General features: G+C 65.0%; 18 protein-coding genes (1 of these 18 running past the window's edge). 9 read left to right on the forward strand and 9 right to left on the reverse strand.

The features are described 5' to 3' along the window. Positions 1-204: 204 nt before the first annotated feature. From FA87_RS02200 to FA87_RS02220, 5 genes are all read right to left on the reverse strand, one after another. Positions 205-2,253 (reverse strand): sodium-translocating pyrophosphatase, encoded by a 2,049-nt coding sequence (locus FA87_RS02200; protein WP_043692070.1) that lies wholly within the window; start codon positions 2,251-2,253, stop codon positions 205-207. A gap of 118 nt (positions 2,254-2,371) precedes the next feature. Further along, positions 2,372-9,742: a SpvB/TcaC N-terminal domain-containing protein gene (locus FA87_RS02205; protein ID WP_081996433.1), complete on the reverse strand. Its 7,371-nt coding sequence runs from the start codon at positions 9,740-9,742 to the stop codon at positions 2,372-2,374. A 146-nt stretch (positions 9,743-9,888) separates the two neighbouring features. Then, positions 9,889-10,281 (reverse strand): RcnB family protein, encoded by a 393-nt coding sequence (locus tag FA87_RS02210; protein WP_043692073.1) that lies wholly within the window; start codon positions 10,279-10,281, stop codon positions 9,889-9,891. Between the two features lie 24 nt (positions 10,282-10,305). Continuing rightward, a complete protein-coding gene (locus FA87_RS02215) occupies positions 10,306-10,728 on the reverse strand; it encodes an RcnB family protein (RefSeq protein ID WP_043692075.1) in 423 nt (140 codons plus the stop codon). A 149-nt stretch (positions 10,729-10,877) separates the two neighbouring features. Next, a complete protein-coding gene (locus tag FA87_RS02220; protein ID WP_043692077.1) occupies positions 10,878-12,164 on the reverse strand; it encodes an amidohydrolase family protein in 1,287 nt (428 codons plus the stop codon). Between the two features lie 115 nt (positions 12,165-12,279). Between FA87_RS02220 and FA87_RS02225 the strand changes: the two genes are divergently transcribed. Both FA87_RS02225 and FA87_RS02230 read left to right on the forward strand, forming a co-directional pair. After that, positions 12,280-13,494: a putative DNA modification/repair radical SAM protein gene (locus FA87_RS02225; RefSeq protein WP_036116172.1), complete on the forward strand. Its 1,215-nt coding sequence runs from the start codon at positions 12,280-12,282 to the stop codon at positions 13,492-13,494. Positions 13,495-13,496: 2 nt separating this feature from the next. Continuing rightward, entirely contained in the window at positions 13,497-14,915 is a 1,419-nt protein-coding gene (locus FA87_RS02230; RefSeq protein WP_043692079.1) for a UdgX family uracil-DNA binding protein, read from the forward strand. Between the two features lie 128 nt (positions 14,916-15,043). Here FA87_RS02230 and FA87_RS02235 read toward each other — a convergent pair whose 3' ends face one another. Beyond that, a complete protein-coding gene (locus FA87_RS02235; protein WP_043692081.1) occupies positions 15,044-16,300 on the reverse strand; it encodes a 6-phosphofructokinase in 1,257 nt (418 codons plus the stop codon). 176 nt (positions 16,301-16,476) lie between these two features. Here FA87_RS02235 and FA87_RS02240 point away from each other — a divergent pair, with 176 nt between their 5' ends. From FA87_RS02240 to FA87_RS02265, 6 genes are all read left to right on the forward strand, one after another. Continuing rightward, the gene (locus FA87_RS02240; protein WP_043692085.1) at positions 16,477-17,061 is read left to right on the forward strand and encodes an adenylate kinase; all 585 of its coding nucleotides are present in this window, start codon (positions 16,477-16,479) and stop codon (positions 17,059-17,061) included. Positions 17,062-17,066: 5 nt separating this feature from the next. Then, positions 17,067-18,425 carry a UDP-N-acetylmuramate:L-alanyl-gamma-D-glutamyl-meso-diaminopimelate ligase gene (mpl, locus tag FA87_RS02245; RefSeq protein ID WP_043692086.1) on the forward strand — a complete coding sequence of 453 codons (1,359 nt, stop codon included), beginning with the start codon at positions 17,067-17,069 and terminating at the stop codon, positions 18,423-18,425. A gap of 10 nt (positions 18,426-18,435) precedes the next feature. Continuing rightward, the gene (locus FA87_RS02250; protein ID WP_043692087.1) at positions 18,436-19,038 is read left to right on the forward strand and encodes an LON peptidase substrate-binding domain-containing protein; all 603 of its coding nucleotides are present in this window, start codon (positions 18,436-18,438) and stop codon (positions 19,036-19,038) included. Between the two features lie 11 nt (positions 19,039-19,049). Then, positions 19,050-19,865 carry an NAD(P)-dependent oxidoreductase gene (locus FA87_RS02255; RefSeq protein WP_043692088.1) on the forward strand — a complete coding sequence of 272 codons (816 nt, stop codon included), beginning with the start codon at positions 19,050-19,052 and terminating at the stop codon, positions 19,863-19,865. A gap of 213 nt (positions 19,866-20,078) precedes the next feature. Then, positions 20,079-21,416, forward strand: coding sequence for a sigma-54 dependent transcriptional regulator (locus FA87_RS02260; protein WP_043692090.1), 1,338 nt, complete (start codon positions 20,079-20,081; stop codon positions 21,414-21,416). 353 nt (positions 21,417-21,769) lie between these two features. Further along, the gene (locus tag FA87_RS02265) at positions 21,770-23,017 is read left to right on the forward strand and encodes an acetylornithine/succinylornithine family transaminase (protein ID WP_043692092.1); all 1,248 of its coding nucleotides are present in this window, start codon (positions 21,770-21,772) and stop codon (positions 23,015-23,017) included. A gap of 162 nt (positions 23,018-23,179) precedes the next feature. Here the strand turns inward: FA87_RS02265 and hemL are convergent, their stop codons facing one another. Both hemL and thiE read right to left on the reverse strand, forming a co-directional pair. Next, entirely contained in the window at positions 23,180-24,457 is a 1,278-nt protein-coding gene (gene hemL, locus FA87_RS02270) for a glutamate-1-semialdehyde 2,1-aminomutase (RefSeq protein ID WP_043692094.1), read from the reverse strand. Further along, entirely contained in the window at positions 24,454-25,101 is a 648-nt protein-coding gene (gene thiE / locus FA87_RS02275) for a thiamine phosphate synthase (RefSeq protein ID WP_043692097.1), read from the reverse strand. Before thiE ends, hemL begins: the two co-directional genes overlap by 4 nt. 95 nt (positions 25,102-25,196) lie before the next feature. On the opposite strand from thiE, the gene FA87_RS02280 reads away from it, so the two are divergent. Further along, the gene (locus FA87_RS02280; RefSeq protein WP_036116149.1) at positions 25,197-25,388 is read left to right on the forward strand and encodes a rubredoxin; all 192 of its coding nucleotides are present in this window, start codon (positions 25,197-25,199) and stop codon (positions 25,386-25,388) included. Positions 25,389-25,643: 255 nt separating this feature from the next. Here FA87_RS02280 and FA87_RS02285 read toward each other — a convergent pair whose 3' ends face one another. Continuing rightward, on the reverse strand, positions 25,644-25,904 hold the 3' portion of the coding sequence (locus FA87_RS02285) for a DUF192 domain-containing protein (protein WP_043692100.1). It continues 186 nt past the right edge of the window; the window shows 261 of its 447 coding nt (coding positions 187-447); its start codon lies beyond the right edge, outside the window; its stop codon occupies positions 25,644-25,646.

Raw genomic sequence — 25,904 nt, forward strand, 5'->3', positions numbered from 1 at the left:
CTGACATTAGCTTACGGAAGGCGGGGTCCGGGGCATGACTTGTGGGCTAGCGGGTGCCAGTCCGACGCTGAGGCAGCCGGGCTTTCGCGAGCATGGCTGGCTGCCCCCGGAGCTGGGTACCCCTGGCTCTGGCTCCTACCCGAGCTGGGTATCCCTGCTCGGGTAGGAGCCAGCCCTGCTGGCGATGCTCCTCGCCCGGAAGCCCTACAACAGGGGAATCAACAACAAAGCCACGATATTGATGATCTTGATCAGCGGATTCACCGCCGGTCCGGCCGTGTCCTTATACGGATCGCCCACGGTATCTCCCGTGACCGCCGCCTTATGCGCATCGGAGCCCTTACCCCCGAAGTGCCCGTCCTCAATGTACTTCTTCGCGTTATCCCAGGCGCCGCCGCCCGTCGTCATCGAGATCGCGACGAACAGGCCGGTCACGATGGTGCCGATCAGCACACCACCCAGTGCCTGCGCGCCGGCTTCGGGACCGCCCAGCCACTTGAAGCCGAAAATCACCACCACCGGCACCAGTACCGGCAACAGTGACGGCACCAGCATCTCGCGGATGGCCGAACGGGTCAGCATGTCCACCGCCCGCGAATAATCGGGGCGCGTCGTACCTTCCATGATCCCGGCGATCTCGCGGAACTGCCGCCGCACTTCTTCGACTACCGCTCCCGCCGCCCGGCCCACGGCCTCCATCGCCATCGCGGCGAACAGGTAAGGGATCAGGCCGCCGATCAGCAGACCGATGATGACGTAGTGGTTGGACAGGTCGAAACGCACCTCCGTGCCGCCGAAGTGCAGGTTGAGGTTGTGCGTGTAGTCGGCGAACAGCACCAGCGCGGCGAGGCCGGCCGAGCCGATCGCGTACCCCTTGGTCACCGCCTTGGTCGTGTTGCCCACGGCGTCCAGCGGGTCGGTGACACCGCGTACTTCGGCGGGCAGTTCGGCCATCTCGGCGATGCCGCCGGCGTTATCGGTGATCGGGCCATAGGCATCCAGCGCCACGATCATGCCGGTCATGCTCAGCATCGCGGTGGCCGCGATGGCGATGCCGTACAGACCCGCGAGCGTGTGCGCTCCCCAGATCGCCGCACATACCGCCAGAACGGGCAAGGCCGTCGATTTCATCGACACACCCAGACCGGCGATGATGTTGGTCGCATGGCCGGTAGTCGACGACTGTGCCACGTGACGCACGGGGCGATATTCGGTCGCCGTGTAGTACTCGGTGATCACGACCATCGCGCCCGTCAGCACCAGCCCGATGACGGCGCAGCCGAAGATCCGGTTGGCACCGTAGGAGGAGTCGGCCATCAGCGATTGCGTGATCGGCCAGAATGCGATGGCCGCAAGCAGCGCTGAGACGAACACGCCGGCATACAGCGCATTCATGATCTTGCCGCCGCGGGTCTTGACGAAGAACGTGCCGATCACCGAAGCGACGATCGATGCGCCGCCGAGCACCAGCGGATACAGCACCCCCGACGGACCGACCTCGGTGGCCATGACACCGCCCAGCAGCATCGTGGCGATCAGCGTGACCGCGTAGGTTTCGAACAGGTCGGCCGCCATGCCCGCGCAATCGCCGACGTTGTCACCGACGTTGTCCGCGATGACCGCGGGGTTTCGCGGATCGTCCTCGGGGATGCCGGCCTCGACCTTGCCGACCAGATCCGCGCCCACGTCGGCACCCTTGGTAAAGATGCCGCCGCCCAGACGCGCGAAGATCGAGATCAGCGAGGACCCGAAGGCGAAGCCGACGAGGGCATGCAGCGCGTGCGTGCGCTCGTAGCCCATGTGCAGCAATACGCCGTAGTAGCCAGCGACCCCGAGCAGGCCGAGGCCAACCACCAGCATGCCGGTGACCGCGCCGCCCCGGAAAGCCACTGCGAGGGCGGAAGAAAGGCCGCTTCTGGCGGCCTCGGCGGTTCGAACGTTGGCCCGAACGGACACGTTCATGCCGATGTAACCGGTCGCCCCCGAGAGGAGCGCTCCCAGCGAGAAGCCGATCGCCGTTCCCCAGTCGAGGAAGATGCCGATGAGCAGGAAAAGGACGATGCCGACGACACCGATGGTGGCGTACTGGCGGTTAAGGTAGGCGCGGGCGCCTTCCTGGATCGCCGCGGCGATCTCCTGCATTCGTTCGTTGCCCGGCGATCTGGCCAGAACCCAGCTGACCGAAAATGCGCCATACAGAATCGCAACGACCGCACATGCCAGCGCGATCCATAAACCGTACTGCTGCAGCATCGAAGCCTCCCCGAATTGTAGGAGCCCGCCAAGGGCCCGGGCCGAGTATAGGCAGGGGAGGCGGTCGAAGGTGTTGTGCGCTGCGCCACGTGCGCGGCGTGACGAGAACTGGCTACGATCAAAATTCCAGTTGCCGCGACGTACCCGGACGGTGCGGCGGTGATCGCGGAGTTCTGTTCCCCTGGACGGGTGACCGCGGGGGGCGGTGCCCGGGCGGCGGCATATCCGTGGTGAGCGCTCGATAAAGGATGGGGTGTCGCTGCGCCAACTCCGAGGGGCGGCCGCGAGGAGAGCGGCTTCTATCTTGTCGCGATTCGCCGCGGCTGGAACGTCCGCTCTCGCTGGTGTGATGCGAGCTCCCCGAATTTCTGCTTGATACGCTGCTGGAGCGGCTGGAGCGGCTGGATACGCTGCTGGAACGGCTGCTACCCGATGATGCGTAGTTGCTCTCGGCATCACTGCGATAGTCCGGACGGCGATGTCTGCGCTCATTGTCCGGCCGATTTTGCGATGCGGGTCTCTCAGGCAAGTATCCGCTGTTGTTAGAGCGGCCCGTCTGCACCCGTGCGATGGCGCCATGCGGCACTGGTGCGCCGCTCAGAATGCCGTCGCAGTGATAGCAGGCCACGAATGGCAAGAGTTTCCTATCGATCTGCCCGGTCGATGCTGCACGTCCGAGCTGAATGGATGGTCGTAATTTGACGGTGAATACGATGACTCTCTCCGGGATGTCGTTAAATGCAAGACGACTCGCGAGGATGCGATTTGCCTGGTTGATCGCCTGAACTTCGGCGTGTGCGCCGCCGATACCATCCACACGCCGCATGGGCCGAACCTCAACGGTGACATCACCCTGATCTCGCGGAGCGGTATGTGGCGCGAGATGCTGACGAATGTTCTCTATCGTCCATTGATGAAGCTCTGCCGGTGCGGCGTGGGGCTCACGGCGGATTGCCCTGCTATCGCTGGCAGAGCGTCTGAATGCACGATTGATGCCGCCGATATACGCATCGAAGTCGGTAATCGCAAACTGACTCGCCGTCCTCGCAGTGCCCCCCTGAAGATGCTGCTCAGCAATGTTGAACGACACGTTGGATCCCCTGATTTCCCCATGCGTCAGCGGCGTTGTGCCGGGGAACGGCCCATCGCCATACACCGGAGCCACTGGATTGACGAAGCCATTCTGCGCGATCCCGACGACCCTGTTGTTCTGAAGGCTTACCTGCAGCGTATCGGCATGCGTCTCCAGCGCATGGGATACGGCCTGCAAGCTGAAAGTTCTAGTGACAGGAATGAAAAATCCCGCGTACGCGGCGCCTCGCTGTAAGGCTTGCTCGCCCGTCTGCCCCTCGCGCAGGCGTGCGGAAACGTAACGTGCGGCGTCGTCCAAGAATAGTCGTCTTGCCCTGGCGATATCGGCTCCGGGCGTGCGCATGCCTCGTTCGTCCTGGTCTCGCACGAGGCGCTCCTCGGGCGTCATGAGCCCATCGACGTCTTCGTGAGTGACGGGGTTGCCGTGGACCATCGCATAGCGATTGAGGCCGGCTGCATCGGCTGCCGGATCCGGCGACATCCATCGCCATTGCCACGCCTCGTAGAATCGGTGGCCGAAGTCCTGGCCTCCCCAGCTTTCCCGTTCCTTGCCGCTGTAACGGACATTCTTCGCCGCTTCATCCGCTTCGGCGCGGGCAGCGCGTAACGCCGAAGTACCGTATGGATGGTATTCCTCGCTCGTCAGCATGGTGCCGCTGTCGTCCACCACATAAGAAGCCGGTCGGGAGGTCGTATCCAGTTCATAAGACACCGCGGGGGAGCCCTGGTGTACCCGCATGCGGAGCACGACGCCTTCTGCCGGCACTTCGAGGACGTCCGTTTCGCCGAGTGAGCCGCTTTGCTGTGCGAGCGCGCCATCGTAACGGATTTCGCCGGTGCCATCGGGTCTCCACCAGGTCTTGCGGAGGCGCATGCCGTCGCCCCCGTACGTGCTGACCTCGTGGCCATCTGGATCGCTCACCGAGCCGAGTTCATGCAGGCGCCCCTCCGTGTCCCAGAGTAGACGTCGTTTGCCGGGCCAGAGCACGGACAACCTTCCGGCAGCGTCGAACCACTGGTCCACGTCCCCTGGGACGGCGCCGGTGGCTGCCGGCAATCCGCGATTGGACAGGGCGGCTACCACCGTGGATTCGGATCGCAAACGGCCATCGTCGCGACGATGTTCGACGTTCACTACGTTATCGGATGCATCGTACTCAAATCGTTGGGTGTAGCCCACGGTGAGCGAGGGGAGTACGGGACCGAGGATCAGCGGAGGAAGGGCACCGTCGACCGGCGACGTCACGGACTCACGGCCCGAAGCCTCGACCAGGCGGTAGCCGCCGTCGTAGCGATAATGGCGCTGGTCGTCATCGCCAAGGTCCAGGGCGATGATGTTACCAACGCGGTCACGGGTGATCCGCGTCTGGTGAAGGACACCGCCCGCTCCGGTCGCGGTGGACTCGGAGATCAGGCGCCCGGTTGCAGCCTCGTACTCGAGGGCCCGGGTCATAGAGCCGAAATGCACCTGAAGTGCCCTACCGGCGGCGTCACGCGAGTCGTATCCGACGACGGCAACAGGCGCATCGCCGGTGGTGAAGACCCGTAGTTCCTTCATCGTGCGATCCGCGGCCCACGATGCTTCTTGCCGGTAGCCTGCGGAGTGGGTGATCGAGACGGGCGCTCCCAGCGCGTCGCAATCCATATGGGTCACCGAAGCTTCCGCTTCGAGCGCGTCGTCGATCGTATCGTTATCGATCCAGTTCGCCAGCACGCCTGCCTTCAGAAGTCGACGCGACCGAGTCAACGGGCGGCCCAGAAGCGATGCACGAACGATATCGATGCGTCCACCTGTGTCGTACGTACATGTCGCCAACGACGCGAGATTGTCTCCCGACGGGGAGCTCTCCGGGTCGCGGTAAGCGACTCGTGTGATGGTTCGGCGGGATGTGCCGGTCGCCACGTCGGTAGTGGTCAGCCGCCCGGCGGCATCGTAGGTCCATTCGTGGTCCACACCTGTCGCATCCCGTCGCCAGACCAGGTTGCCCGCATCGTTGATAAGCGACCAGACGTCCCCGGCATCGGCGCTCCACACGTGACCGGCGCCGAGACCTGTGGCGTACGTTCGCACGGCTTGCCCCTGCGGAAAGGATCGTGCGTCGACTACCGATACAGGCTGTCCGTCGAGGTGAAGCAAGGTGCGTTCGATGCAAGGTTCCGTCACGTCCGATGTGGAGCCAGCAAGATAGCGGGTGAAGCGGATAGCCGTGCCGCCCGCATCGAAGGAAACCATCTGCGGTGAGGAAGGAAGCGGGTCAGCAAGGTTTTGCTTCGCGGCGACGCGGTTCTCGTCCTCGTCGACCGTGTACCAGCTAAAGCGCCAGGTTCTTTTCGTGCGTCCCTCGGCATCGGTCGTCGCTGTCAGGCGCGCACGCGCATCCCATGCGAAGCGCGTCGCGCCGACATCGGGAGGTATGGCGCGGTAGAGCCAGTCCTGTGTGCCGTAAGGCAGTGAACTGGCGGCAATCGGGCCATCCGTTATCCAGTGGAACTGCCGTCGCACGGACCATGCCGTTGCTGTTGACGACGTTGCGTGCACTTCCCTGATCAGCCTCCCGAAACCGTCGAAATGCACGATCGAGCGATGAAATTGACGCGCGGCGTCGGTGGGATAGCGATCGGCGACGATCTTCAGAGCATGCGTGGGCTGCCTTTCGGTGTCCCAGGCATTTTCGTTGGCAACCCATGCAAAGCCATGATTCCCCACCGCACTTCCCGGGTCGTCCACGCTCTCGCCGACGGTCGAGGCAGGTAGTGGTGTGATGGGAGATATCTGGCCGAAACCGGTGTCGGACACTACGCCGGCGGAGTCGCGTTGTTTGCCATGGATGGTGCCGCGCCGAAGCGAACCGAAGGCATCCATGGCGATGGAGCGGACGACGCCGTTGGCATCGGTTGTTCGCCACGGCCGAAGCCGGCGGTAGTCGATGTCGAATCGCACGTTCCAACCGACAGGGTCACTGGCGCTGATGACGAACAGGTCGCTGGCATCGTAGCGATAGGACGTCCATCCGATGCTTCGCGCTGGAGAGTCGCGTCGGACGCGGAAGAAATGGTCGCGACCATCGTATTCACGCAGCTCGAGTTCCTCGCCGAGGAGGCCTTCCGATGGACTCATCAAGCGGCTGCGCATAGGTATATGACCGGCGTGATCTGCCATCGTCGCAAAGCGGTCGTCGCCAAGCGCCAACCGGTAGCCGGTCTGCGCTTCGGCGTCGATGCTTGCGACCATGACACATGCGACCAGGCCGTTCAGATCAGGGAGAGCCTGGCCATCGGCTGATACATACTCGGTCGAAGAAAGAGCGACCAGTGCGCGTGTCCCATGAAGGGTGGGGTCGCTCTCTCCCTCGAAGCGCTCGGCGCGGATGGTTGCGGTGGGCAAGGCGACCTTACTCAGGATCATGCGGTCTACTCGCCAGTCTCCCGCAAGTCCAAGTCGCCACGCCTGGCGATCGGAACTGTGCCACGGCATGATATGAGTTTCCACGACGGTCTGAACATGTTGCTGTTCGTCGTGCGAGTCGGCCCATAGTCGGCGGCTTTCATCGTCATCTGGAGGGCATCCCATCTCTCGCGAGCACGCTACGCGGATGGTTCGCCGCGCGATGCCGAAAGCGTCGTGATCGAGATACAGGCCATGCTCTCGTCGAGGATCGCTTTCCCAGCCGGAGCGATCCTCGTTCGCATCCTCGAGCATGAGCGGCAGCGAACAGCCGAAAGGTGCGGCTTCGCCGGCCGCCACGACGCGGCGCACCTGATGTCTGACCTCGGTGAGGGCGATGAGTAGGGTGTTCTCGCCTCCGTTGTCGCACTCGTAAGTTTCCCTTCGACGGAGAGATCCGATCAGCGCATGACGCAGCTCGTTGGCGTCTTCGGGGTTCTGCAGAGGATCGTCACGGTCATCCGAACCGAGCCATTGTGTGAACCGCACTTCCGCTAGCGGGATCGCGCCTGGGGCCGTGTCGTTGAAACCCGTACGCCCATCGTCGACGGACGCGTCTCCAACGTGGTACCAGCAACGCTGTAAGTTGGCGGCGATGCTGTCGTCTCCTGGCACGGTCAACGTATCGATACGTTGAAACCCACGACATATGTTTTCCACGGCGTCGTGGTGGCCGTCGCGATAGGCGTACTCGCGATAGCAGGAGCGGCCGGCAATCTCGTCGGTCAAGGTGATGCGTTTGGCAACGGGTATGGCGTAAGGGAGTCTGTCGATGGGGCATAGCCCTTGGTGAGCGCCGTCAAGCGCTTCCTGCGCACTACTCCGCCAATCCACACGGGTGAGCGCGCCCTGGTGGTTGTCGGTCGTGGCGAGACGAAGGGGGAACGGCAGTCCGATATCCATTCGCCATCTCGTCGGCCGGTTACCCGCGACACCGGGTGCCTGTATAAGCAGGCTGAATCCTCCGCGTCCTGCAAAGTCGCCTGTCTCGAAGTGCCACGTATCGTCCAGCCGGTAGCCGTCGGGCCAGGCACGTATCAGCGCCTGATCGAAACCATGGCCGGATCGGTTAAAGAAAATCAACAACCCCCGGCGCGATGCGTAGAGAATGTCGGCAAGCCCGTCGCCATCGACATCGACCACGAAGAGTCGTGCAGGGTCGAGGTTTTCACCGACATCGAGCTGGCAGACGGCACGACGAGCGGCAAGCCGTCCATGACCCCTGTCGGCCCAGGCGACAACCGCGCCATGGACATCCACCGTGACGAGGTCATTTGCTCCAGGGACCAGGAGCGCGGCGAACGCTTTCCATTCGCGTGGATCCGACCCCGTCGGGAGCGCGTCGGCGAGGTGCGTCTCGGTGCGGGGTGGAAGAAAGTCGCCGGCGGCGTTTCGCGCAAAGATGCGGAGTGCATGCCGTTCTACGATGACCATCGCACGGCGACCTGAGCCGTCGATGTCGACCTCGTGGGCAAATGAAGGGACGTATTCCGTCGGCATGGACGTGCACGAGGTGAAGCGCGTCCATTGCTTGTTCGACCCGATTCGGTTCGTTCCCTTGACGGTGTCGGTGTTGAGCATCCATTCCAGCCGGCCGTCGCAGCTGGCATCGACGAATCGCCAGGGACTGCTTCCGACGAATTCGAGGAGCGATGTGCCAGGTTTACCCGTGCTTGGCATGGGTAAAGCTACGGCCGGCCCGTAGACAATGCCGTCCGCTTCGCCAGGATTTCTGTACGGTTCGGCATATAGCCATCCCACGGTGCTCTGCCAGAGCAGTCCGGGAAGGCCCCCGCCGTAGAGATCGATCAGTCGGATATCGGACGTCCGATCCATCGGGGAGGGGCAGTCGAAGATGCAGGTCTGGCCTAAGGATGCGTCGGGTTCGTTCCAGGTAAGCGTCAGGGGAGGCAGCGCGTGACATTTCTCGTGCTCGTCGTATGCCAGTCGTGTTACTCGCTGGAGCAGGCAATAGCGAGGCGTGGCCGTGTAATCCAGGAGCAGGCGATGCACCAGTACGGGATTCGCCCCGAGCAGGGGGAAGCGATGGAATGCGAGGATCTGACGGCAAAGGCGTAGTTGGCGATGTTCGAATCCATACGCGACATCGCATACCGGGTCGGGTCGTGCTGGCCAAGGCGCGCCGGGCTCATACGACGGACAGGAGGATGGCCCTGTGTCCCGGGCCCCGTAATCGAATATGCAGTCGAAGTGCCAGTCATCGTCAGGCAGGGTCGCGGTTTCCCAGACGAGCAGATTCGCTCCGGGGTGGCGGTTCCCATAGCGGATGCGAGATAGGTAGCGAGCGGAGGTGGAGTCGCGACCATCGTCCGGGTGTCCCACGCCGTCTTCTCGCGCATATTCGTAGACGGTGCGTGCTCCGTGCGGTGAGAGCGATTCCTGGACGCGCCACTCTGCGATCCTCTCGGGGTCGGCGGGGTCGCTCAGTCGCGCGTCGGCGTGCGCGCCATAGACGTGCAGCGTACCGTCCGCATCGTGCACGAGCCAGAAATCGTGTGCGCCTTCCGCTTGCCAATGCTCGATGCGTCTGAAGGCTCCTTCCACCCTGGGAAGGAACTGGCGAACACGAAAGGGCATGGGAAGTGCATCGCCCCGGAACGACGTCACGCTCGTCTCATCCCAGGGGAGAATGGGCGATCCATCAGGCCCGCAGAAATTGTCCGTGTCGTCGAATCGCAACGCTGTTCCGCCCGGGCGTCTTGCGATCGGAAGCATGTTGAGGCTCCAGCCAACACCGAAAGGGCCGGAGGCACAAGTCGACACATAGGAAAAGCGAAGTATGGGTGCCCCCCTGGCTGCGGGAAGCGGCAGGGGGATCTCGAACGAGACCGCTCCACGGATATCCGGATCTTCCCAGTCCGTGCCAATCGGAGGTGACACGACGGGCGCGGTGAGCGACTCCGGCTCGATAACTCCAAGACGAGCATTCATGATGTCGACACATCCATGCGTCAGAGATTGCCGTCTCCTTTATAGCCCGAATCCGCCTTCATGCACGGGCTCAGCGTTCGGATCGGCACAAATCCATATGCCGATCCGGCGCTTCAGACCACAATCCCTTGTTAAGCCTCACTTCGTTACTGCGACAGAATGTCCGCGATCACACCGGTGGCGATCGCCACGAGCAGCAGATCGTTGTTATCGGCGCGCACCCAGTGGTAGCCACGTGGCGGTTCGCGGAGGTGACGCTCGCGATAATCGTTCACGACGACCACGCGACCGTCATAGCGGTGACCGCGCTCCCAGTGACCGCCCGGGCGCGGGTGCCAGTCGGCACGACGATCGTCGTGGCGGTCGTCCCGATGGTCGCGATGATCGTCGCGGTGGTCGTCGCGATGATCGTCACGACGATCGTTGCGATTGTCGTGATCGTCGTGGTGCCAGTCCTGCGGCGCCGGTGCCAGGGCGAAAGCCGGTGCGATCGCGCCAGCCGCGGCGATGCAGAAAACCATTCTGGTGAGCATTTTCATGAGCGAGTCCCTGTTAAGCGCGCTTTAGCGCGTGGCGATGTCGAGGATGATGCCGGTCGCCACAGCGACGAGCAGAAAATCGTTGTTCTCGCGGACCCAGTGATAGCCGCGCGGCGGCGGCCGCAGCCGGTAGCTGCCGTAGTCGTATACGACGACATTGCGACCGGCGTAGCGGTGCCCGCGCTCCCAGTGGCCGTAATACCGCGGCGGGGGCGGACGGTAGTAGCGATCCGGGCCGTGGTGGTAGCCACCGTAGTAGCGCGGCGGCGGGGGCGGCGGACGGTGACCGTGCCAGCCGTTGTCATGATGCCAGTCGCCACGGTCATGGCCGCGATCGTGCCCACGGTAGTCACCGTGGCGATCGTGATCGCGGTGGTCGTCAGCGAACGCCGCGGTCGTGGCGACCATGGCGAGCGCGGCAAAAGCGGTACGAAGCATCATTTTCATAGCCTGTCTCCTGGACGATCGTCTCGCCGTGACTCGCTACGGCCGATCGACGATTCGGATGCTATGAAGGGAAAGCTGAACGCAAAGTCTTACATTTTGAAAGGTTCACGAAAGCGTTCACTGTCGCGACAGCTATTGAACCCGTCGGTTCAGGAAATCGATCCGGGCCGGAACTCAAGTGTCAGATTCGACGGGCGTTCTGTCAGAAAGAGCGCCGAACGCCGTTCAGGTGCGCGGGCAAGGATTTTTCCGCCCCGAACGACCAGAAGACGGGCCGCCTTCAGCCGGATGGCCTCGAAGGCGTCGCCCGCCTGCAGTAAAACGAAGTCCGCACGGTGGCCCGGCTGGATCCCGTAGCCTTCCAGCCCGAGGACGCGCGCGGCGTTCACCGTCACCGCATCGAAGCAACGTGCCACGCCCTGGGTCGAGGTCATCTGCGCCACATGCAGGCCCATGTGTGCCACTTCCAGCATGTCGCCGGAGCCCATGCCGTACCAGGGATCCATCACGCAGTCGTGGCCGAACGCGACATTGACGCCCGCATCGAGCAACTCGGGGACACGCGTCATGCCGCGACGCTTCGGGTAGGTGTCGTGCCGGCCCTGGAGGGTGATGTTGATCAGCGGATTGGCGATGGCATGCACGCCCGCCTCGGCGATCAGCGGTAGCAGCTTGGACACGTAGTAGTTGTCCATCGAATGCATCGAGGTGAGATGCGACCCGGTGACGCGATCCTGCAGGCCCGTGCGCACCGTTTCCGCCGCAAGCGTCTCGATATGCCGTGACAGCGGGTCGTCGGATTCGTCGCAGTGCATATCCACCCGCAGGCCACGTTCGGCGGCGAGTTCGCACAGCCAGCGGACGGATGCCGCGCCGTCGGCCATCGTGCGTTCGAAGTGCGGGATGCCGCCGACCACGTCCACGCCCATGTCGAGGGCGCGGACCAGGTTGGCCTTCGCGGTCGGTGAACGGAGCAGCCCGTCCTGTGGGAAAGCGACGAGTTCGAGATGCAGGTAGGGCGCGACGCGGCGCTTCACTTCGAGCAGGGCCTCGGTCGCCAGCAGACGGTCGTCACAGATGTCGACGTGGCTGCGGATGGCGAGCAGGCCCTGGGCCACCGCCATGTCGCAGTAGGCCATGGCGCGGTCGACCAGCGCCTGCTGCGTGAGGTCGGGCTTGAGTTCGCCCCACAGTGCGATGCCTTCGAGCAGGGTGCCGGAGGCGTTGAGGCGTGGCAGGCCCAGGGACAACGTCGCATCCATGTGGAAATGCGCGTCGACGAACGGCGGGCTGACCAGACGGCCGTGCGCGTCGATCTCTTCGACGCCTTTTGCCGGAAGCGCCGGCTGGATCGCTGCGAATCGCCCGCCCTCGATGCCGATGTCGACGTCCTTGCGGCCGTCGGGAAGCGTGGCGTGACGGATGATGAGGTCCATGGTGGGCGCCGGTGTTTAAAGCAGGGATGATAACGGGCGGGTCGCTGGCGGGGTAATCGCTCGATCGGCCGCCTTCACGCAGGCCCGGCCCGGTTTTGGCACCATCACTTCCCCCATGAAGCTTTCCGACAAACTCGCCATCCTCGCCGACGCCGCGAAGTACGACGCGTCCTGCTCATCCAGCGGTGGCAAAGGCCGCAACTCGCTGAAAAGCGGGGGCATCGGCTCGACCGAAGGTATGGGCATCTGTCATGCGTACGCGCCGGACGGCCGCTGTATATCGCTGCTGAAGATCCTGCTGACCAATTTCTGCGTCTACGACTGCGTGTACTGCGTCAACCGGCGCAGCAGCAATGTGCCGCGAGCGCGCTTCACGGCCGAGGAAGTGGTCAATCTCACCCTCGAGTTCTACCGGCGCAATTACATCGAGGGCCTGTTTCTCTCGTCAGGCATCATCCAGTCGCCCGACTACACGATGGAGCAGCTGGTGCGCGTGGCACGTACGCTGCGCACCGAGCACAAGTTCGGCGGCTACATCCACCTCAAGACCATTCCCGACGCGTCGCCTGAACTCATCGACGCCGCCGGTCGCTGGGCGGATCGCCTGAGCATCAATGTCGAGATGCCGACCGAAGGCGGCTTGAAGTCGCTGGCGCCGGAGAAACACCTGGGTGACATCCGCAGCGCGATGGGTCGCCTGCGCCTGTCCATCGACGAAGCCAAGGCGGAGAAGAAGGCGCCTCGCTTCGCGCCTGCCGGTCAGAGCACGCAGATGATCGTCGGTGCCGACGATGCCAGCGACCGCGACGTGCTCTCGGCCAGCACCAACCTGTATACGAATTACCGGCTGCGTCGCGTCTACTATTCGGCCTTCAGCCCGATCCCCGACGCGTCGAAGATCCTGCCGCTGAAGCCACCGCCGCTGGTACGCGAGCACCGCCTCTACCAGGCGGACTGGCTGATGCGCTTCTACGGCTTCGGCGCCGACGAAATCGCGCCGCCGGGCGACGACGGCATGCTGTCGCTCGACGTCGATCCGAAGCTGGCCTGGGCGCTGCGCCATCGGGATCAGTTCCCCGTGGATGTGAACCGCGCGCCACGCGAGACCTTGTTGCGCGTGCCTGGCCTTGGCGTCAAGACGGTCGACAAGATGATCGCGATGCGAGGGCACCGGCGTATCCGCTATGACGATCTCATTCGCCTGCGTGTGCCGGTGAAGAAAGTGGCACCCTTCGTCGAGACGGTCGATCACCGTCCGCGCGGGGATCACGAGAGCGTGGCGCTTCGCCGTGACCTGCGCGAGCCCTCGCAGCCGGATCTTTTCGGCTGATCATGCGCGTCGTCACGCTGAACGACCCGTCGGACTTCGACGAGTGGCGCGTCAAGGCGCGGGCGCTGTTGCTGGCCGACATCGAACCGTCCGAAGTGGACTGGGAGGGCGGCGGCACCGGCGGATTGTTCGCCGGCGACGACGCGATTCCTCCGCCTGTGCGCACCAGCGTTCCCGCCGTCCCCCGCGACTTTCTGAATGTCGCCAGCGCCGTGCTGGCGCATACCGACAGGCGTCGCCACGCCACGCTCTATCGCATGCTGTGGCGGCTGGCGCACGGTGAGAAAGCCTTGCTGCGCATCGCTACCGATGACGATGTCGCCTGGGCTCACACCTGCGTGAAGCAGGTCAGCCGCGACATGCACAAGATGAAGGCGTTCGTGCGCTTTCGTGAAGTCCGGCATGGGGAGGACACGGTCTACGTCGCCTGGTTCGAGCCGTCGTTCGACATCGTCAAACGCGTCGCGCCATTCTTCGTGCGTCGCTTCACTGGCATGCACTGGTCCCTGCTGACGCCGTCACGCACGGCACACTGGAATGGCGAGACGCTGTCGTTCGGGCCGGGTGCGAGCAGGGCGGATGCACCCACCGACGATGCGCTCGAAGATCTCTGGCGCACGTATTACGCCAGCATCTTCAATCCGGCCCGGTTGAAAGTCGATGCGATGCGGCGCGAGATGCCGGTGAAGTACTGGAAGAACCTGCCGGAAGCGAAGCTCATTCCAGGCCTGGTACGCGACGCGTTACCGAGGATGCAGGCGATGGTCGACAAGCAGCCGACGATTCCGAAGAAGAAAATCACGCCGCTGCAGAAAGCTGTCGCGGCGGCGCCCGAAGGCAGTATCACGGCGTTGCGCGCGCAGGCGCGCGAATGCCGTGCCTGCGACCTGTGGAAGCCCGCGACGCAGACGGTGTTCGGCGAAGGCCCGGTGCACGCGAGGGTGGTCGTGATCGGCGAACAGCCGGGCGATCAGGAAGATCTGGCCGGAAAGCCGTTCGTCGGGCCAGCCGGCAAACTGTTCGACCGCGCGCTGGAAGAGGCGGGGATCGAGCGCGACCTCCTCTATGTCACCAACACGGTGAAGCACTTCAAGTTCGAGCCGCGCGGAAAGGTGCGGTTACACAAACGTGCCAACGCGGAGGAGCAGGCCGCCTGCCGGCCATGGCTCGCGGCCGAGATCGATCGTGTCCAGCCCGAGGCCCTGGTCTGCCTTGGCGCCATGGCGGCGCAGGCGGTGTTCGGTTCGTCGTTCCGGCTGATGGCGCAACGTGGCGAATGGATCGACCTGCCCGATGGACGGAAGGCGATGGCCACGGTGCACCCTTCGTATCTGCTGCGCTTGCCGGATGCCGAGGCGAGAGAGGCGGGCTATGCGGAGTTCGTGCGGGATCTGGGGTTGATGCGGGGGGTGTTGGGCTGAGGTCGGAGCGTCGCGCGCAGACGCGCTCCTACATGTGCACGGTGACCATGTAGGAGCGCGCCCCGCGCGCGACCCACACCGCGACGACCGCTGGCGCGCCCCGCTCGCCGCCGGCCCGACGCGACACGTCACCCAGGCTTGAACTTCCTCAGCTTCTTCGGCACCGAAGCATTCTTCAGCGTCACATACACCGGCAGCCCATCGTCGCCGTAGGGCGGGGGCACCTCCCCCACGATCAGCGGCGCCAGATACCGTCGCGCCGCCGCGGTGATCCCGAAGCCATCCTTCGACATGAAGTTCTTCGGCATCTTCTTCTCGTGGTTGGCGATCTTGTCCAGCGGCGCCGCTTCGATCTTCCACTTATACGGCTCATCGGACACGCGCACGATCACCGGCATGATCGCGTTGAGCCCCTCGGCGGCGTACTCCACCGCCTTCTTGCCCACCGCGTACGCCTGATCGACGTCCGTCTTGGATGCGACATGCCGTGCCGAGCGCTGCAGGTAGTCGGGCAACGCCCAGTGATACTTGTAGCCCAGCTTCTCGCGAACGAGAGCCGCCAGCACCGGTGCCGCACCGCCGAGCTGCGCATGGCCGAACGCATCGCGCGCGCCGGACTCGGCCAGGAACGTGCCCTCCTTGTTCTTCACCCCCTCGGATACCACGACGGTGCAGTAGCCGACCTTCTCGACCGTGGCCTGCACCCTGGCCAGGAAGGCCTCGGGGTCGAACACGTTCTCCGGGAACAGGATGACGTGCGGCGCATCGTTGGATCCCGAGCCCGCCAGGCCGGCGGCCGCGGCGATCCAGCCCGCGTGGCGGCCCATGACCTCGATGATGAACACCTTGGTCGAGGTGTCGGCCATGGAGGCGACGTCCAGGCTCGCTTCGCGGACGGCGATGGCGGTGTACTTGGCCACGGAGCCGAAGCCCGGGCAGGTGTCGGTCACCACAAGGTCGTTGTCGATGGTTTTCGGCACGCCGATGCAGTTGACCTCGTACCCGAGTGCCTGGCCGATCCTGGAGACCTTGTTGGCCGTGTCGGCCGAGTCGTTGCCGCCGTTATAGAGGAAGGTACGAATGTCGTGCGCCTTGAACACCTCGATCAGGCGCTCGTATTCCGCGCGGTTCTCTTCGAGCGACTTGAGTTTGTAGCGGCAGGAGCCGAAGGCGCCGCCCGGGGTGTGCTTCAGCGCGGCGATGTTCGCCTTGGCTTCCTTGGTCGTGTCGATCAGCTCCTCGCGCAGTGCGCCGAGGATCCCGTTGCGCGCGGCATAGACGGGGATGCCCTTGTCCCGGGCGGTCTCGATGACGCCGGCGGCGGTGGCGTTGATGACGGCGGAGACACCGCCCGACTGGGCGTAGAGGATTTTGCCGGCGGCCATGCTTCGGGTCCTTCTGCGGGAGCGGAGCCGGCAGGGTAACGCGACGCGCGTCAAACCGCCCTACACCTGCGACATGTCGCCTGTTTGACGGCGTGGCGCCCCGCCCGTTACCTTGAGACCCATTTTCTTGTGTCCGGCGGCGGGGTTACCCCGCATGTCCGACGAACGGAGCATCAATGCGACTCGTGCTATTCGGCGCCCCCGGCTCCGGCAAAGGTACTCAGGCCACCCGCCTCAAGGAGCGCCTCGGCGTGCCGCACATCTCCACCGGCGATCTTCTGCGCGGTGAGATCAAGGCAGGCACCGAGCTCGGCCTCAAGGCCAAGGGCCTGATGGACGCCGGTCAGCTGCTGCCCGACGACATCATGCTCGGCATCATCGAGCACCGTCTGGGCGAGCCGGACGCCGGGCCGGGCTTCATCCTCGACGGCTACCCGCGCAACCTGGCCCAGGCCGACGCGCTGGACGCCGTGCTGGCCCGTATCGGCCAGCCGCTGGACGTGGTGGTCAAGCTCGACGTGCCCGATGCGGCCATCATCGGCCGCTGCGAGGTGCGTTTCGAGAAGGAAGGCCGTCCCGACGACAACCCGGATACCGTCAAGAAGCGTCTTGGCATCTATGCCGACCAGACCGCTCCGGTAGCCGACTTCTACAAGCAGCGCGGCAAGCTGCAGGTCGTCGACGGCGTCGGCGAACTCGACGAGGTCACCCAGCGCGTGCTGGATGTGCTGCCCGGTGGTGTCAAGGCCGCCAGCGCCTGACCCCCGTGCGCGTCCATATCCTCGGTATCTGCGGCACCTTCATGGGAGGAGTCGCCGCGCTGGCGCGTGAGCTCGGCCTGACGGTCGAGGGTTCGGACGCCAACGTCTACCCGCCCATGAGCACCCAGCTCGAGCAGCTCGGCATCGGTCTGATGCAGGGTTACAGGGCGGAGCATCTGCAGCCCGCGCCCGATCTCGTGGTGGTGGGCAACGCGATGACGCGCGGCAACCCGGCCGTCGAGTACATGCTCGACGCGGGCCTGCGCTATATCTCCGGCCCGCAATGGCTGGGCGAGACGCTGCTGGGCGGACGCGAGGTGCTGGCTGTCGCCGGCACCCACGGCAAGACCACGACCACCAGCTTGCTGGCGCATCTGCTCGAAGCCGCGGGGCAGTCGCCCGGCTTCCTGATCGGCGGTGTCCCGGGCAACTTCGACGTGTCCGCGCGGCGTGGCACCGGTAAGCCCTTCGTCATCGAAGCCGACGAATACGACTCGGCGTTCTTCGACAAGCGCTCCAAGTTCGTTCATTACCGCCCGCGCATCGCCATTCTCAACAACCTCGAATACGACCACGCGGATATCTTCCCGGACGTCGCCGCCATCCAGCGCCAGTTCCACCATCTCGTGCGGACGGTGCCCGGCAATGGCCGGCTGATCGTCAACGCCGAGGATCCGTATCTGGCCGAGGTGCTGGCGATGGGTGCGTGGACGCCGGTCGAAACCTTCGGCATCGACGCGGGCGACTGGCGTGCCGAGCTGATCGCCGCCGACGGTTCGCACTTCCGTGTGCGCCGTGGTGACACCGCGCTCGGCGAGATTCGCTGGGGTTCGCTCGGGCGTCACAACGTGATGAACGCGCTGGCCGCGCTGGCGGCGGCGACCGCCGCCGGTGCCGATCCCGTGGCGTTGCTGCCGGCCTTCGCCGATTTCGCCAGTGCCCGGCGGCGGATGGAGCTGATCGGCCAGGCAAAGGGCGTCACCGTTTACGACGACTTCGCCCATCACCCGACCGCCATCGCCACGACGCTGGCCGGCCTTCGCGCCAAAGTCGGTAAGGGTCGCATCGTCGTGGCACTCGAGCCGCGCTCCAATTCGATGCGTCTGGGCGCGCATGCCGATGCGCTGGCGCCCTCGCTCGCCGATGCGGATCGTGTGGTGTTTCTGCATCGTCCCGAGCTGGCCTGGGACGCGGGCAAGGTGACCGGCGCACTCGGTGGCCGCGGAACCACCGCCTCCACCGTCGATGCCCTGATCGACGCGCTGGTCGCCGAAGCGGCGGACGGCGACCAGGTCGTCTTCATGTCCAACGGTGGCTTCGAAGGCGCGCCACGGCGCTTCTTCAACGTGCTGGACGCAGGTTAGACTCAGGGGCATGGCTGCCACCACGCCCGCACTCGATCTGCCGTTGTTTCCCCTGTCGAACGTCCTCTTCCCGGGCGGTCACCTGCAGCTGCGCATCTTCGAACCGCGCTACATCGACCTCGTGCGCGAATGCTCGCGGACCGGTCGCGCGTTCGGCGTCTGCATGATCCTCGAGGGCCGTGAGGCGGGACAGCCCGCGGTGCCCGCCGCCGTCGGCACGCTGGCCACCATCACCGACTTTCATACCAGTGAGGACGGCCTCCTCGGCATCGTCGCCCAGGGCGGTCAGCGCTTTCGCGTCACCCGCACGCGCGTGCGTTCGGACGGCCAGGTGCGCGGTGACATCGCGCCGTGGGTCGACGAACCGAAGATGGAACTGCCGGCGGAATTCGGCTTGCTCGCGACGATCCTGGAGCGCCTCGCCGATCAGATGATGCCGCCGTGGCGTCATGACATGGCCGAGCGCGCCGACGATGCGAGCTGGGTCGGTTTTCGTCTTTCCGAACTGCTGCCGCTGGATCCGAACGAGTGCCAGCACATGCTCGAGCTCGACGACCCGCTGCAACGCCTGGCCGAATTGCGTGACATCCTCCCGCGCTTCCAGCGCGCCTAAGGGGTACCACCATGACATCGCTGAAGGGCAAGACGCTGTTCATCACCGGCGCGTCGCGCGGTATCGGCCTGGCGATCGCGAAGCGCGCGGCCCGTGACGGCGCCAACATCGTCATCGCGGCCAAGAGCAGCGTGGCCAATCCGAAGCTGCCGGGAACCATCCACAGCGCAGCCGCCGAGATCGAAGCGGAAGGTGGCGTGGCGCTGCCGCTGAAAGTCGACATCCGTGAGGAATCCGAGGTGCGCATGGCGGCGGCTACGGCGGCCGAGCGCTTCGGCGGCATCGATATCGTGGTGAACAACGCCAGCGCGATCTGGCTCAAGGGTGTCGAAGACACGCCGATGAAACGCTTCGACCTGATGCACGAGGTGAACACCCGCGGCACGTTTCTGGTGACGCAGGCCTGCCTGCCGTACCTGAAAGAAGCCGCGAATCCGCACGTGCTGATGCTGTCGCCTCCGCCTAGCATCGACCCGACGTGGTACGCGCCGCATGTGGCCTACACGATCGCCAAGTTCGGCATGAGCCTTTGTGTCCTGGGTATGGCGCCCGAGTTCGCGCCGATGGGTATCGCCGTCAACGCTTTGTGGCCCCGGACGGTGATCGCCGCGGCGGCCATCGCCATGATCGATGGCGTCCGCCCGCAGAACTGCCGCACGCCCGCGATCGTGGCCGATGCGGCGCATGCCATCCTGACGCGGCCTTCCCGTGATTACACCGGGCACTTCGTCATCGATGAAGACATCCTGCGGGAGCACGGTGTCACCGACTTCGACCGCTACGCCGTGGTGCCCGGCGAACCGCTGCTGCCCGATTTGTTTCTGTAGCTACCGCGACAGCTATGCCGCGGCCTCCCGGGAGCTAGCCCGTTTGGCGTATGGCCGCTTCCGGCAGGCAGCGGTACCGTCTCTCCCTGTCGCCGCCGGCTGACAGCCGAGTGGCGATGTGGGGCTTGTCGGCCAGCAGGGGGTGCCGGCGGCGGGTCCGGTCATGAATCCGCGAGAGCCGGCAGCAGGCCACGTATCGTGTGAGGAGCAGGCATGTCGCGCGGGGAAATGACGGGTCGTTGTGTCGTCTGGGTGGGCAGGCCGAGCGTCGAGGAACACTTCGGTCTGATCCGGGCGGGATGGCGTACGTTGGTAGCCGATCCCGGTCGTGTGGGCGGCGACCTGCCCGAGTGCGGTGAGATGGCGGTCGCCGTGGTCGACCTGCGTTCGGCGGCTCCTGAAGCCCTGAAACTCCTGGGCGAACTGCGGCGGTTGCATCCCGGCATGCCCTGGATCGGGCTCACCGGTCCACACACGCCCTCCAGCGACCCTGCCGTCCGGCTCGCCTTGCCCTGCGCGCTCGAACTCATCGACGGCGCGTCGTCGTTCGCCGCCCTGCGCCAGGCGCTGCTCAGGGTGCCGCATGAGGGTGGTCTCGAGCCGCCGGACGAGCGCCCCACCGTGATGACCGGCGACAGCCCGGCCATTCGCGCACTGTCACAGAACATCCGCAAGTTCGCACCGGTCGAACTCCCGCTCCTCATTACGGGCGAGACAGGCACCGGCAAGGAGATGGCCGCCCGCGCGCTGCATCAACTCTCCGCTCGCCACGGAAAGCCGTTCGCCGCGATCAATTGCGGTGCGCTGCCGGCCAACCTGGTCCAGTCGGAATTGTTCGGGCACGAGCGCGGTGCCTTCACCGGCGCGACGGCACGGCGTATCGGCCATTTCGAGGCGGCGGACGGCGGCACTGTCTTTCTCGACGAGATCGGTGACCTTCCGCTGGATGCCCAGACCAATCTGCTGCGTGTGCTTCAGGAAGGAACGATCGATCGCGTCGGCAGCTGTCAGTCCGTGCATGTCGACGTCCGCGTGCTGGCCGCCACTCATGTGGACCTGGAAAGGGCCGTCGCCCAGGGCCGTTTCCGCGAGGACCTGTTCTACCGGCTCAACGTGCTCCGGCTGCGAATGCCGCCTCTGCGGGAGCGCGCCGGCGATATCGAGCTGCTGGCCCAGCATTTTCTCGACGCTTTCCGCGAAACCTATGGCACGCGCGCACGGGCCTTCAGCACCGCCGCGCGCAAGGCGATGAACGGCTTCCCGTGGCCGGGCAACGTCCGTGAGCTGATGAACCGCGTGCAGCGCGCCGCCGTCATTGCCGACGACGCCCTCATTACGCCCGAGGATCTCGAGCTGACGCCGGATGCGCCCGGCGGCGACCGGGACAGCCTTGGCAGCGCCCGAACCTCGGCCGAGCGCGAGGCGATCGTCGATTGTCTGCGCGCCAGTGCGTTCAACATCAGCGAATGCGCGCGCCGTCTGCGCGTCTCCCGCGTCACCGTCTATCGCCTTTGCAAGAAGCACCAGCTGGCGCTCGACCAGCTGCGTTGATCCGTCAGCGGAGTGAAGAAAACTCCCGGTCCTCTGGGGGACCGGGAGTTCCCATTCGTCGCTCGGCTTGGCAGGGTCGTCGGGCGAACGAACATCGCGGGCTTCACAGGGCCTTGTCCCACAGGCAGCAAACGCCGTGCCACGTGGCAGGTGCTTTGATTCGCAAGGAGTTTCCCGTCGGTCTGCGGCGCGTGGCCGTTCAGCCGCTGAAGCGGCGTGTCACAGAGTCGTTGCACGCGCGGTACAGCCGATCATACGATGCGGGTTCGATGTCGGACCGCAGAGCGTACCGTGCGATTCCATCCGTTTCTGTAAGGGTTCCGGCGCTGCGGCCGGGCCCGGGAGTTCGTTCCATGTCCTCGCATCCTGTCGATTCCTCCGATCTCATCGGCCTCGGCAAGCGCTACTGGCTGTCCGTTTATCGTCCCCGCGACGTCGTCCTTGACCACGGCAAGGGCTCCCGCGTCTGGGATACCGAAGGCCGCGACTACCTCGATTTCGGTGCGGGCATCGCGGTCAACGCGCTGGGTCACCAGGACCCCGATCTGGTCGCCGCGCTGACCACACAGGCCGGCAAGCTCTGGCACGCAAGCAATGTCTTCTGGACCGAGCCGCCGCTGCGCCTGGCCGAAGAACTGATCGAGCACGCCCCGTTCGCCGAGCGGGTCTTTCTCTGCAACTCCGGCACGGAGGCCAACGAGGCCGCCATCAAGCTGGTGCGCAAGTGGGCTACGTCGAAGGGCCGCCCGCCGGAAGAGCGCGTCATCATCACCTTCAAGGGCTCGTTTCACGGGCGCACGCTCGCGTCGGTGACGGCTACGGCGCAGCCGAAATACCAGGAAGGTTACGAGCCGTTGCCCGGTGGCTTCCGCTATGTGGCATTCAACGACGTGCCCGCACTGGAAGAAGCGTTTGCGCAGGGCGGCGTGTCGGCGGTGATGCTGGAGCCGATTCAGGGCGAGGGCGGCGTGATGCCGGCCGAACCCGGTTTCCTCAAGGCCGTACGCGAGCTCTGCGACAAGCACGACGCCTTGCTGGTGCTGGATGAAATCCAGTCCGGCATGGGTCGCACGGGCACGCTGTTCGCCCACGCGCACGACCATGTCACGCCCGACATCGTCACGCTGGCCAAGGCGCTGGGCGCGGGCTTCCCGATCGGTGCGATGCTGGTCGGCCCCAAGGTCGCCGACATCATGCAGTTCGGTGCGCATGGCACCACGTTTGGTGGCAATCCGATGGCCGCCGCGGTGGCGCGCGTCGCGCTGAAGAAGATCTCGTCGCCCGCCGTGCTGCTCAACGTCGAACGCCAGGCCAACGACATCCGCGCCGGACTCAACAAGCTCAATCACGACCTGCACCTCTTCTCGGAAGTCCGTGGGCGTGGCCTGATGATCGGTGCGGTGCTCGGTGATGCCTATAAGGGCCGGGCGGGTGAAATCCTCGACCTTGCCGCCGCGCATGGTTTGCTGATTCTGCAGGCCGGCCCCGACGTGCTGCGCATCGTCCCGCCGTTGACCATCACCGACGAAGAAACCGCGGAAGGCCTCGAACGCCTCGGCGCGGCACTGCACGCCTTCACCAAGGAAGCGCAAGTCGCCTGAGCGATCCTGTCGATCCGGCCGGCCTCGCCGCCCGGATCGACGATGCTCTGCTCCGGCAGGAGCCAGCCTGCTGGCGAACCCTCACTCCGGCAAAAAAACGAGTGAAGCCGTGCCGCACATCCAACGCCAGGCACGGCCTCCACATGCGTTACTCCGCAGACATCACAGCGAAGCAAACACCTCACCCGCCACCGCCACCGTGCCCGCGATGACATCATCGTCGTGCGCGCTGGAAACGAACCCGGCCTCAAAAGCCGACGGTGCCAGGTAAACCCCGCGCTCCAGCATGCCGTGGAAGAAGCGATTGAACGCATCCACGTCGGCCTTGGTCGCCTGCGCATAGCTCTCGACGGTTTCGTCCGTAAAGAACAACCCGAACATCCCACCCACGCGATTGACGCTGAAAGGCACACCGGCGCGCTTCGCCGCACCAAGGATGCCGTCGGTCAGCTTCACGGTGCGCGCCGCCAGGTCGTCATGGAAGCCCGGCGCCTGGATCAACTCCAGCATCGCCAGACCCGCCGCCATCGCCACCGGATTACCCGACAAGGTGCCCGCCTGATAGATCGGGCCGGACGGAGCGATCTGCTCCATCAGGTCGCGGCGGCCACCATAGGCACCGACCGGCATGCCGCCGCCGATGATCTTGCCGAAGCAGGTCAGGTCCGGCGTGATGCCGTAGTGCGCCTGCGCGCCGCCGAGAGCCACGCGAAAGCCGGTCATGACTTCGTCGAAAATCAGCAGCACACCGTGCTCGGTGCACAGGTCGCGCAAGTCCTGAAGATAACCTTCCTTCGGCGGAATGCAGTTCATGTTGCCGGCGACCGGCTCGATGATCAGGGCGGCGATTTCCTTGCCTTCCTGCGTGAAGAGCAGGCGGGCGGCATCGATGTTGTTATAGGGGAGAGTGAGTGTCAGATCGGCCGACGCCTTGGGCACGCCCGGCGAGGTCGGCACGCCGAAGGTCAGCGCACCGGAACCGGCTTTCACCAGAAAGCTGTCGCCGTGGCCGTGGTAGCAGCCTTCGAACTTGACGATCTTCGAGCGGCCGGTCGCACCACGCGCCAGGCGGATCGCCGACATCGTGGCTTCCGTACCCGAGTTGACCATGCGCACCATGTCGATGGACGGCACCAGATCGACGATGGTCTCGGCCATCGTGACCTCGGCGGGGCAGGGCGTGCCGAACGACAGTCCGTTCCTGACGGCGCGTTCGACGGCCTCGCGCACAGCCGGATGATTATGTCCCACGACCATGGGGCCCCAGGAGCCGACGTAATCGATGTAGCGGTTGCCCTCGACGTCCCAGAGGAAGGGACCGTCAGCCCGGGCGGTGAAGAACGGCTCGCCGCCGACCGACCGGAAGGCGCGCACGGGCGAATTGACCCCGCCGGGCAGCAGCTTGCGGGCGCGGGCGAAGAGTTCCTGGTTGCTGGTCATTGAATGATTCCGGGGCGTGAGTCGAAAAGATCGGCGAAGCGGCGCGTCGCGGCCTGGATATCGGGCGCGGCGAAAACGGCGGAGACCACGGCAAGGTAGTCGGCACCCGCTTCGATAAGGACCCGTCCATTGTCGGGGGTGATCCCGCCAATCGCCACGACCGGCAGGCCCAGGAGGGTGACCTGCGTCAAAACGTCGTGCGGGGCGACCGGGGCATGGGGCTTGGTGGTCGACGGGTACATGGCGCCGAAAGCCAGGTAGTTCGCCCCCTCCCCCGCCAGTTGCTTCGCCCGCTCGAGGGATCCGTAGCAGGAGACACCGATGATGGCGTCCGGGCCCAGTTCCGCGCGGGCTTCGGCGATCGACACATCCTCGCGGCCCAGATGCACCCCGCCGCCCGTGGCCAGGGCGAGCGGGACGTCGTCATTCACGATAAAGGGCACGTCGTGGAGGGCGCACAGGCGGGAGATCTCGTCGGCCTCTCTGCGTCGGCGGTCCGCGTCGGTGGACTTGTCGCGGTACTGAAGCATGCGTGCGCCGCCGGCCAGCGCAGCCTCGACGGCGGCGAAAAGATCGTCGCGAGGGCCGTCGGTAATCACGTAAACGCCCTTGCCATGCGGGCGGTGTCGGAGGAGGGTGCTCATACAGGTCCTTCGGAATGTGACGGTGGCGCGCTACCGTCGCCGCGCCGGGGGTGACAGAATGGGGGACTTTCCCGTTTGACGACAGTACGCAAGCCATGAGCCAGAGCACTGAAACCACCCTTCGCAAATGGATGTGCGTCGTTTGCGGCTTCATCTACGACGAAGCCCTGGGCCTGCCGGATGAAGGCATCGAACCGGGTACGCGCTGGGAGGATATCCCGGATACCTGGACCTGCCCCGACTGCGGCGTGACCAAGGACGACTTCGAGATGGTCGAGCTGGACTGACAGATGCCGCCGTCCCCGACGGATAGCGTCCGGCGATGGGGCTGACATCGTTTCGCCCCATTCCGCCTGCGATAACGCAGGAAATCCTGCTTCCATAGCTCCACGGCCGCGCAACGCGTGCCTATACGTGGAGGAAGCACTCATGCAGCGATTCATACCTTTCGAAGATCAGTGGGACGAGCTGGCCGCTCTGGATCCGTCCCGGCTGTTGCCGTACCGGGTCGACGTGCCCTGCGAGCGCGGGTTGTCGTCCGATCAGCGCACCGTGCCGGGATCGCCCTCGATGGTCAGTGTCTCGCCCAGCTTCAGCCCAAGCTTGCCCGCGGTGCCCGCCTTGAGCTCGAGCACGTATCGCGCGTACTGACCGCCACTGGGGTAGATCGCGCAGGGATCGGCCTTGCAGGGCTGCGCGTTGAGCTGCATGGAGACCAGCTGGCGATCCTTGTTGAAGTAGAGGATGTCCAGCGGGATGAGGGTGTTCTTCATCCAGAACGCGCGTGGTTCGTCATCGACGAA

The organism is Luteibacter sp. 9133 (genome assembly GCF_000800155.1).
Lineage (GTDB): Bacteria > Pseudomonadota > Gammaproteobacteria > Xanthomonadales > Rhodanobacteraceae > Luteibacter > Luteibacter mycovicinus.

What these genes read in the sequence shown, in the direction of transcription:
- FA87_RS02200 (WP_043692070.1), bottom strand. Translation starts at nt 2,253, where the DNA reads ATGCTGCAGCAGTACGGTTTATGGATCGCGCTGGCATGTGCGGTCGTT.
- FA87_RS02205 (WP_081996433.1), bottom strand. Translation starts at nt 9,742, where the DNA reads ATGAATGCTCGTCTTGGAGTTATCGAGCCGGAGTCGCTCACCGCGCCC.
- FA87_RS02210 (WP_043692073.1), bottom strand. Translation starts at nt 10,281, where the DNA reads ATGAAAATGCTCACCAGAATGGTTTTCTGCATCGCCGCGGCTGGCGCG.
- FA87_RS02215 (WP_043692075.1), bottom strand. Translation starts at nt 10,728, where the DNA reads ATGAAAATGATGCTTCGTACCGCTTTTGCCGCGCTCGCCATGGTCGCC.
- FA87_RS02220 (WP_043692077.1), bottom strand. Translation starts at nt 12,164, where the DNA reads ATGGACCTCATCATCCGTCACGCCACGCTTCCCGACGGCCGCAAGGAC.
- FA87_RS02225 (WP_036116172.1), top strand. Translation starts at nt 12,280, where the DNA reads ATGAAGCTTTCCGACAAACTCGCCATCCTCGCCGACGCCGCGAAGTAC.
- FA87_RS02230 (WP_043692079.1), top strand. Translation starts at nt 13,497, where the DNA reads ATGCGCGTCGTCACGCTGAACGACCCGTCGGACTTCGACGAGTGGCGC.
- FA87_RS02235 (WP_043692081.1), bottom strand. Translation starts at nt 16,300, where the DNA reads ATGGCCGCCGGCAAAATCCTCTACGCCCAGTCGGGCGGTGTCTCCGCC.
- FA87_RS02240 (WP_043692085.1), top strand. Translation starts at nt 16,477, where the DNA reads ATGCGACTCGTGCTATTCGGCGCCCCCGGCTCCGGCAAAGGTACTCAG.
- FA87_RS02250 (WP_043692087.1), top strand. Translation starts at nt 18,436, where the DNA reads ATGGCTGCCACCACGCCCGCACTCGATCTGCCGTTGTTTCCCCTGTCG.
- FA87_RS02255 (WP_043692088.1), top strand. Translation starts at nt 19,050, where the DNA reads ATGACATCGCTGAAGGGCAAGACGCTGTTCATCACCGGCGCGTCGCGC.
- FA87_RS02260 (WP_043692090.1), top strand. Translation starts at nt 20,079, where the DNA reads ATGTCGCGCGGGGAAATGACGGGTCGTTGTGTCGTCTGGGTGGGCAGG.
- FA87_RS02265 (WP_043692092.1), top strand. Translation starts at nt 21,770, where the DNA reads ATGTCCTCGCATCCTGTCGATTCCTCCGATCTCATCGGCCTCGGCAAG.
- hemL (WP_043692094.1), bottom strand. Translation starts at nt 24,457, where the DNA reads ATGACCAGCAACCAGGAACTCTTCGCCCGCGCCCGCAAGCTGCTGCCC.
- thiE (WP_043692097.1), bottom strand. Translation starts at nt 25,101, where the DNA reads ATGAGCACCCTCCTCCGACACCGCCCGCATGGCAAGGGCGTTTACGTG.
- FA87_RS02280 (WP_036116149.1), top strand. Translation starts at nt 25,197, where the DNA reads ATGAGCCAGAGCACTGAAACCACCCTTCGCAAATGGATGTGCGTCGTT.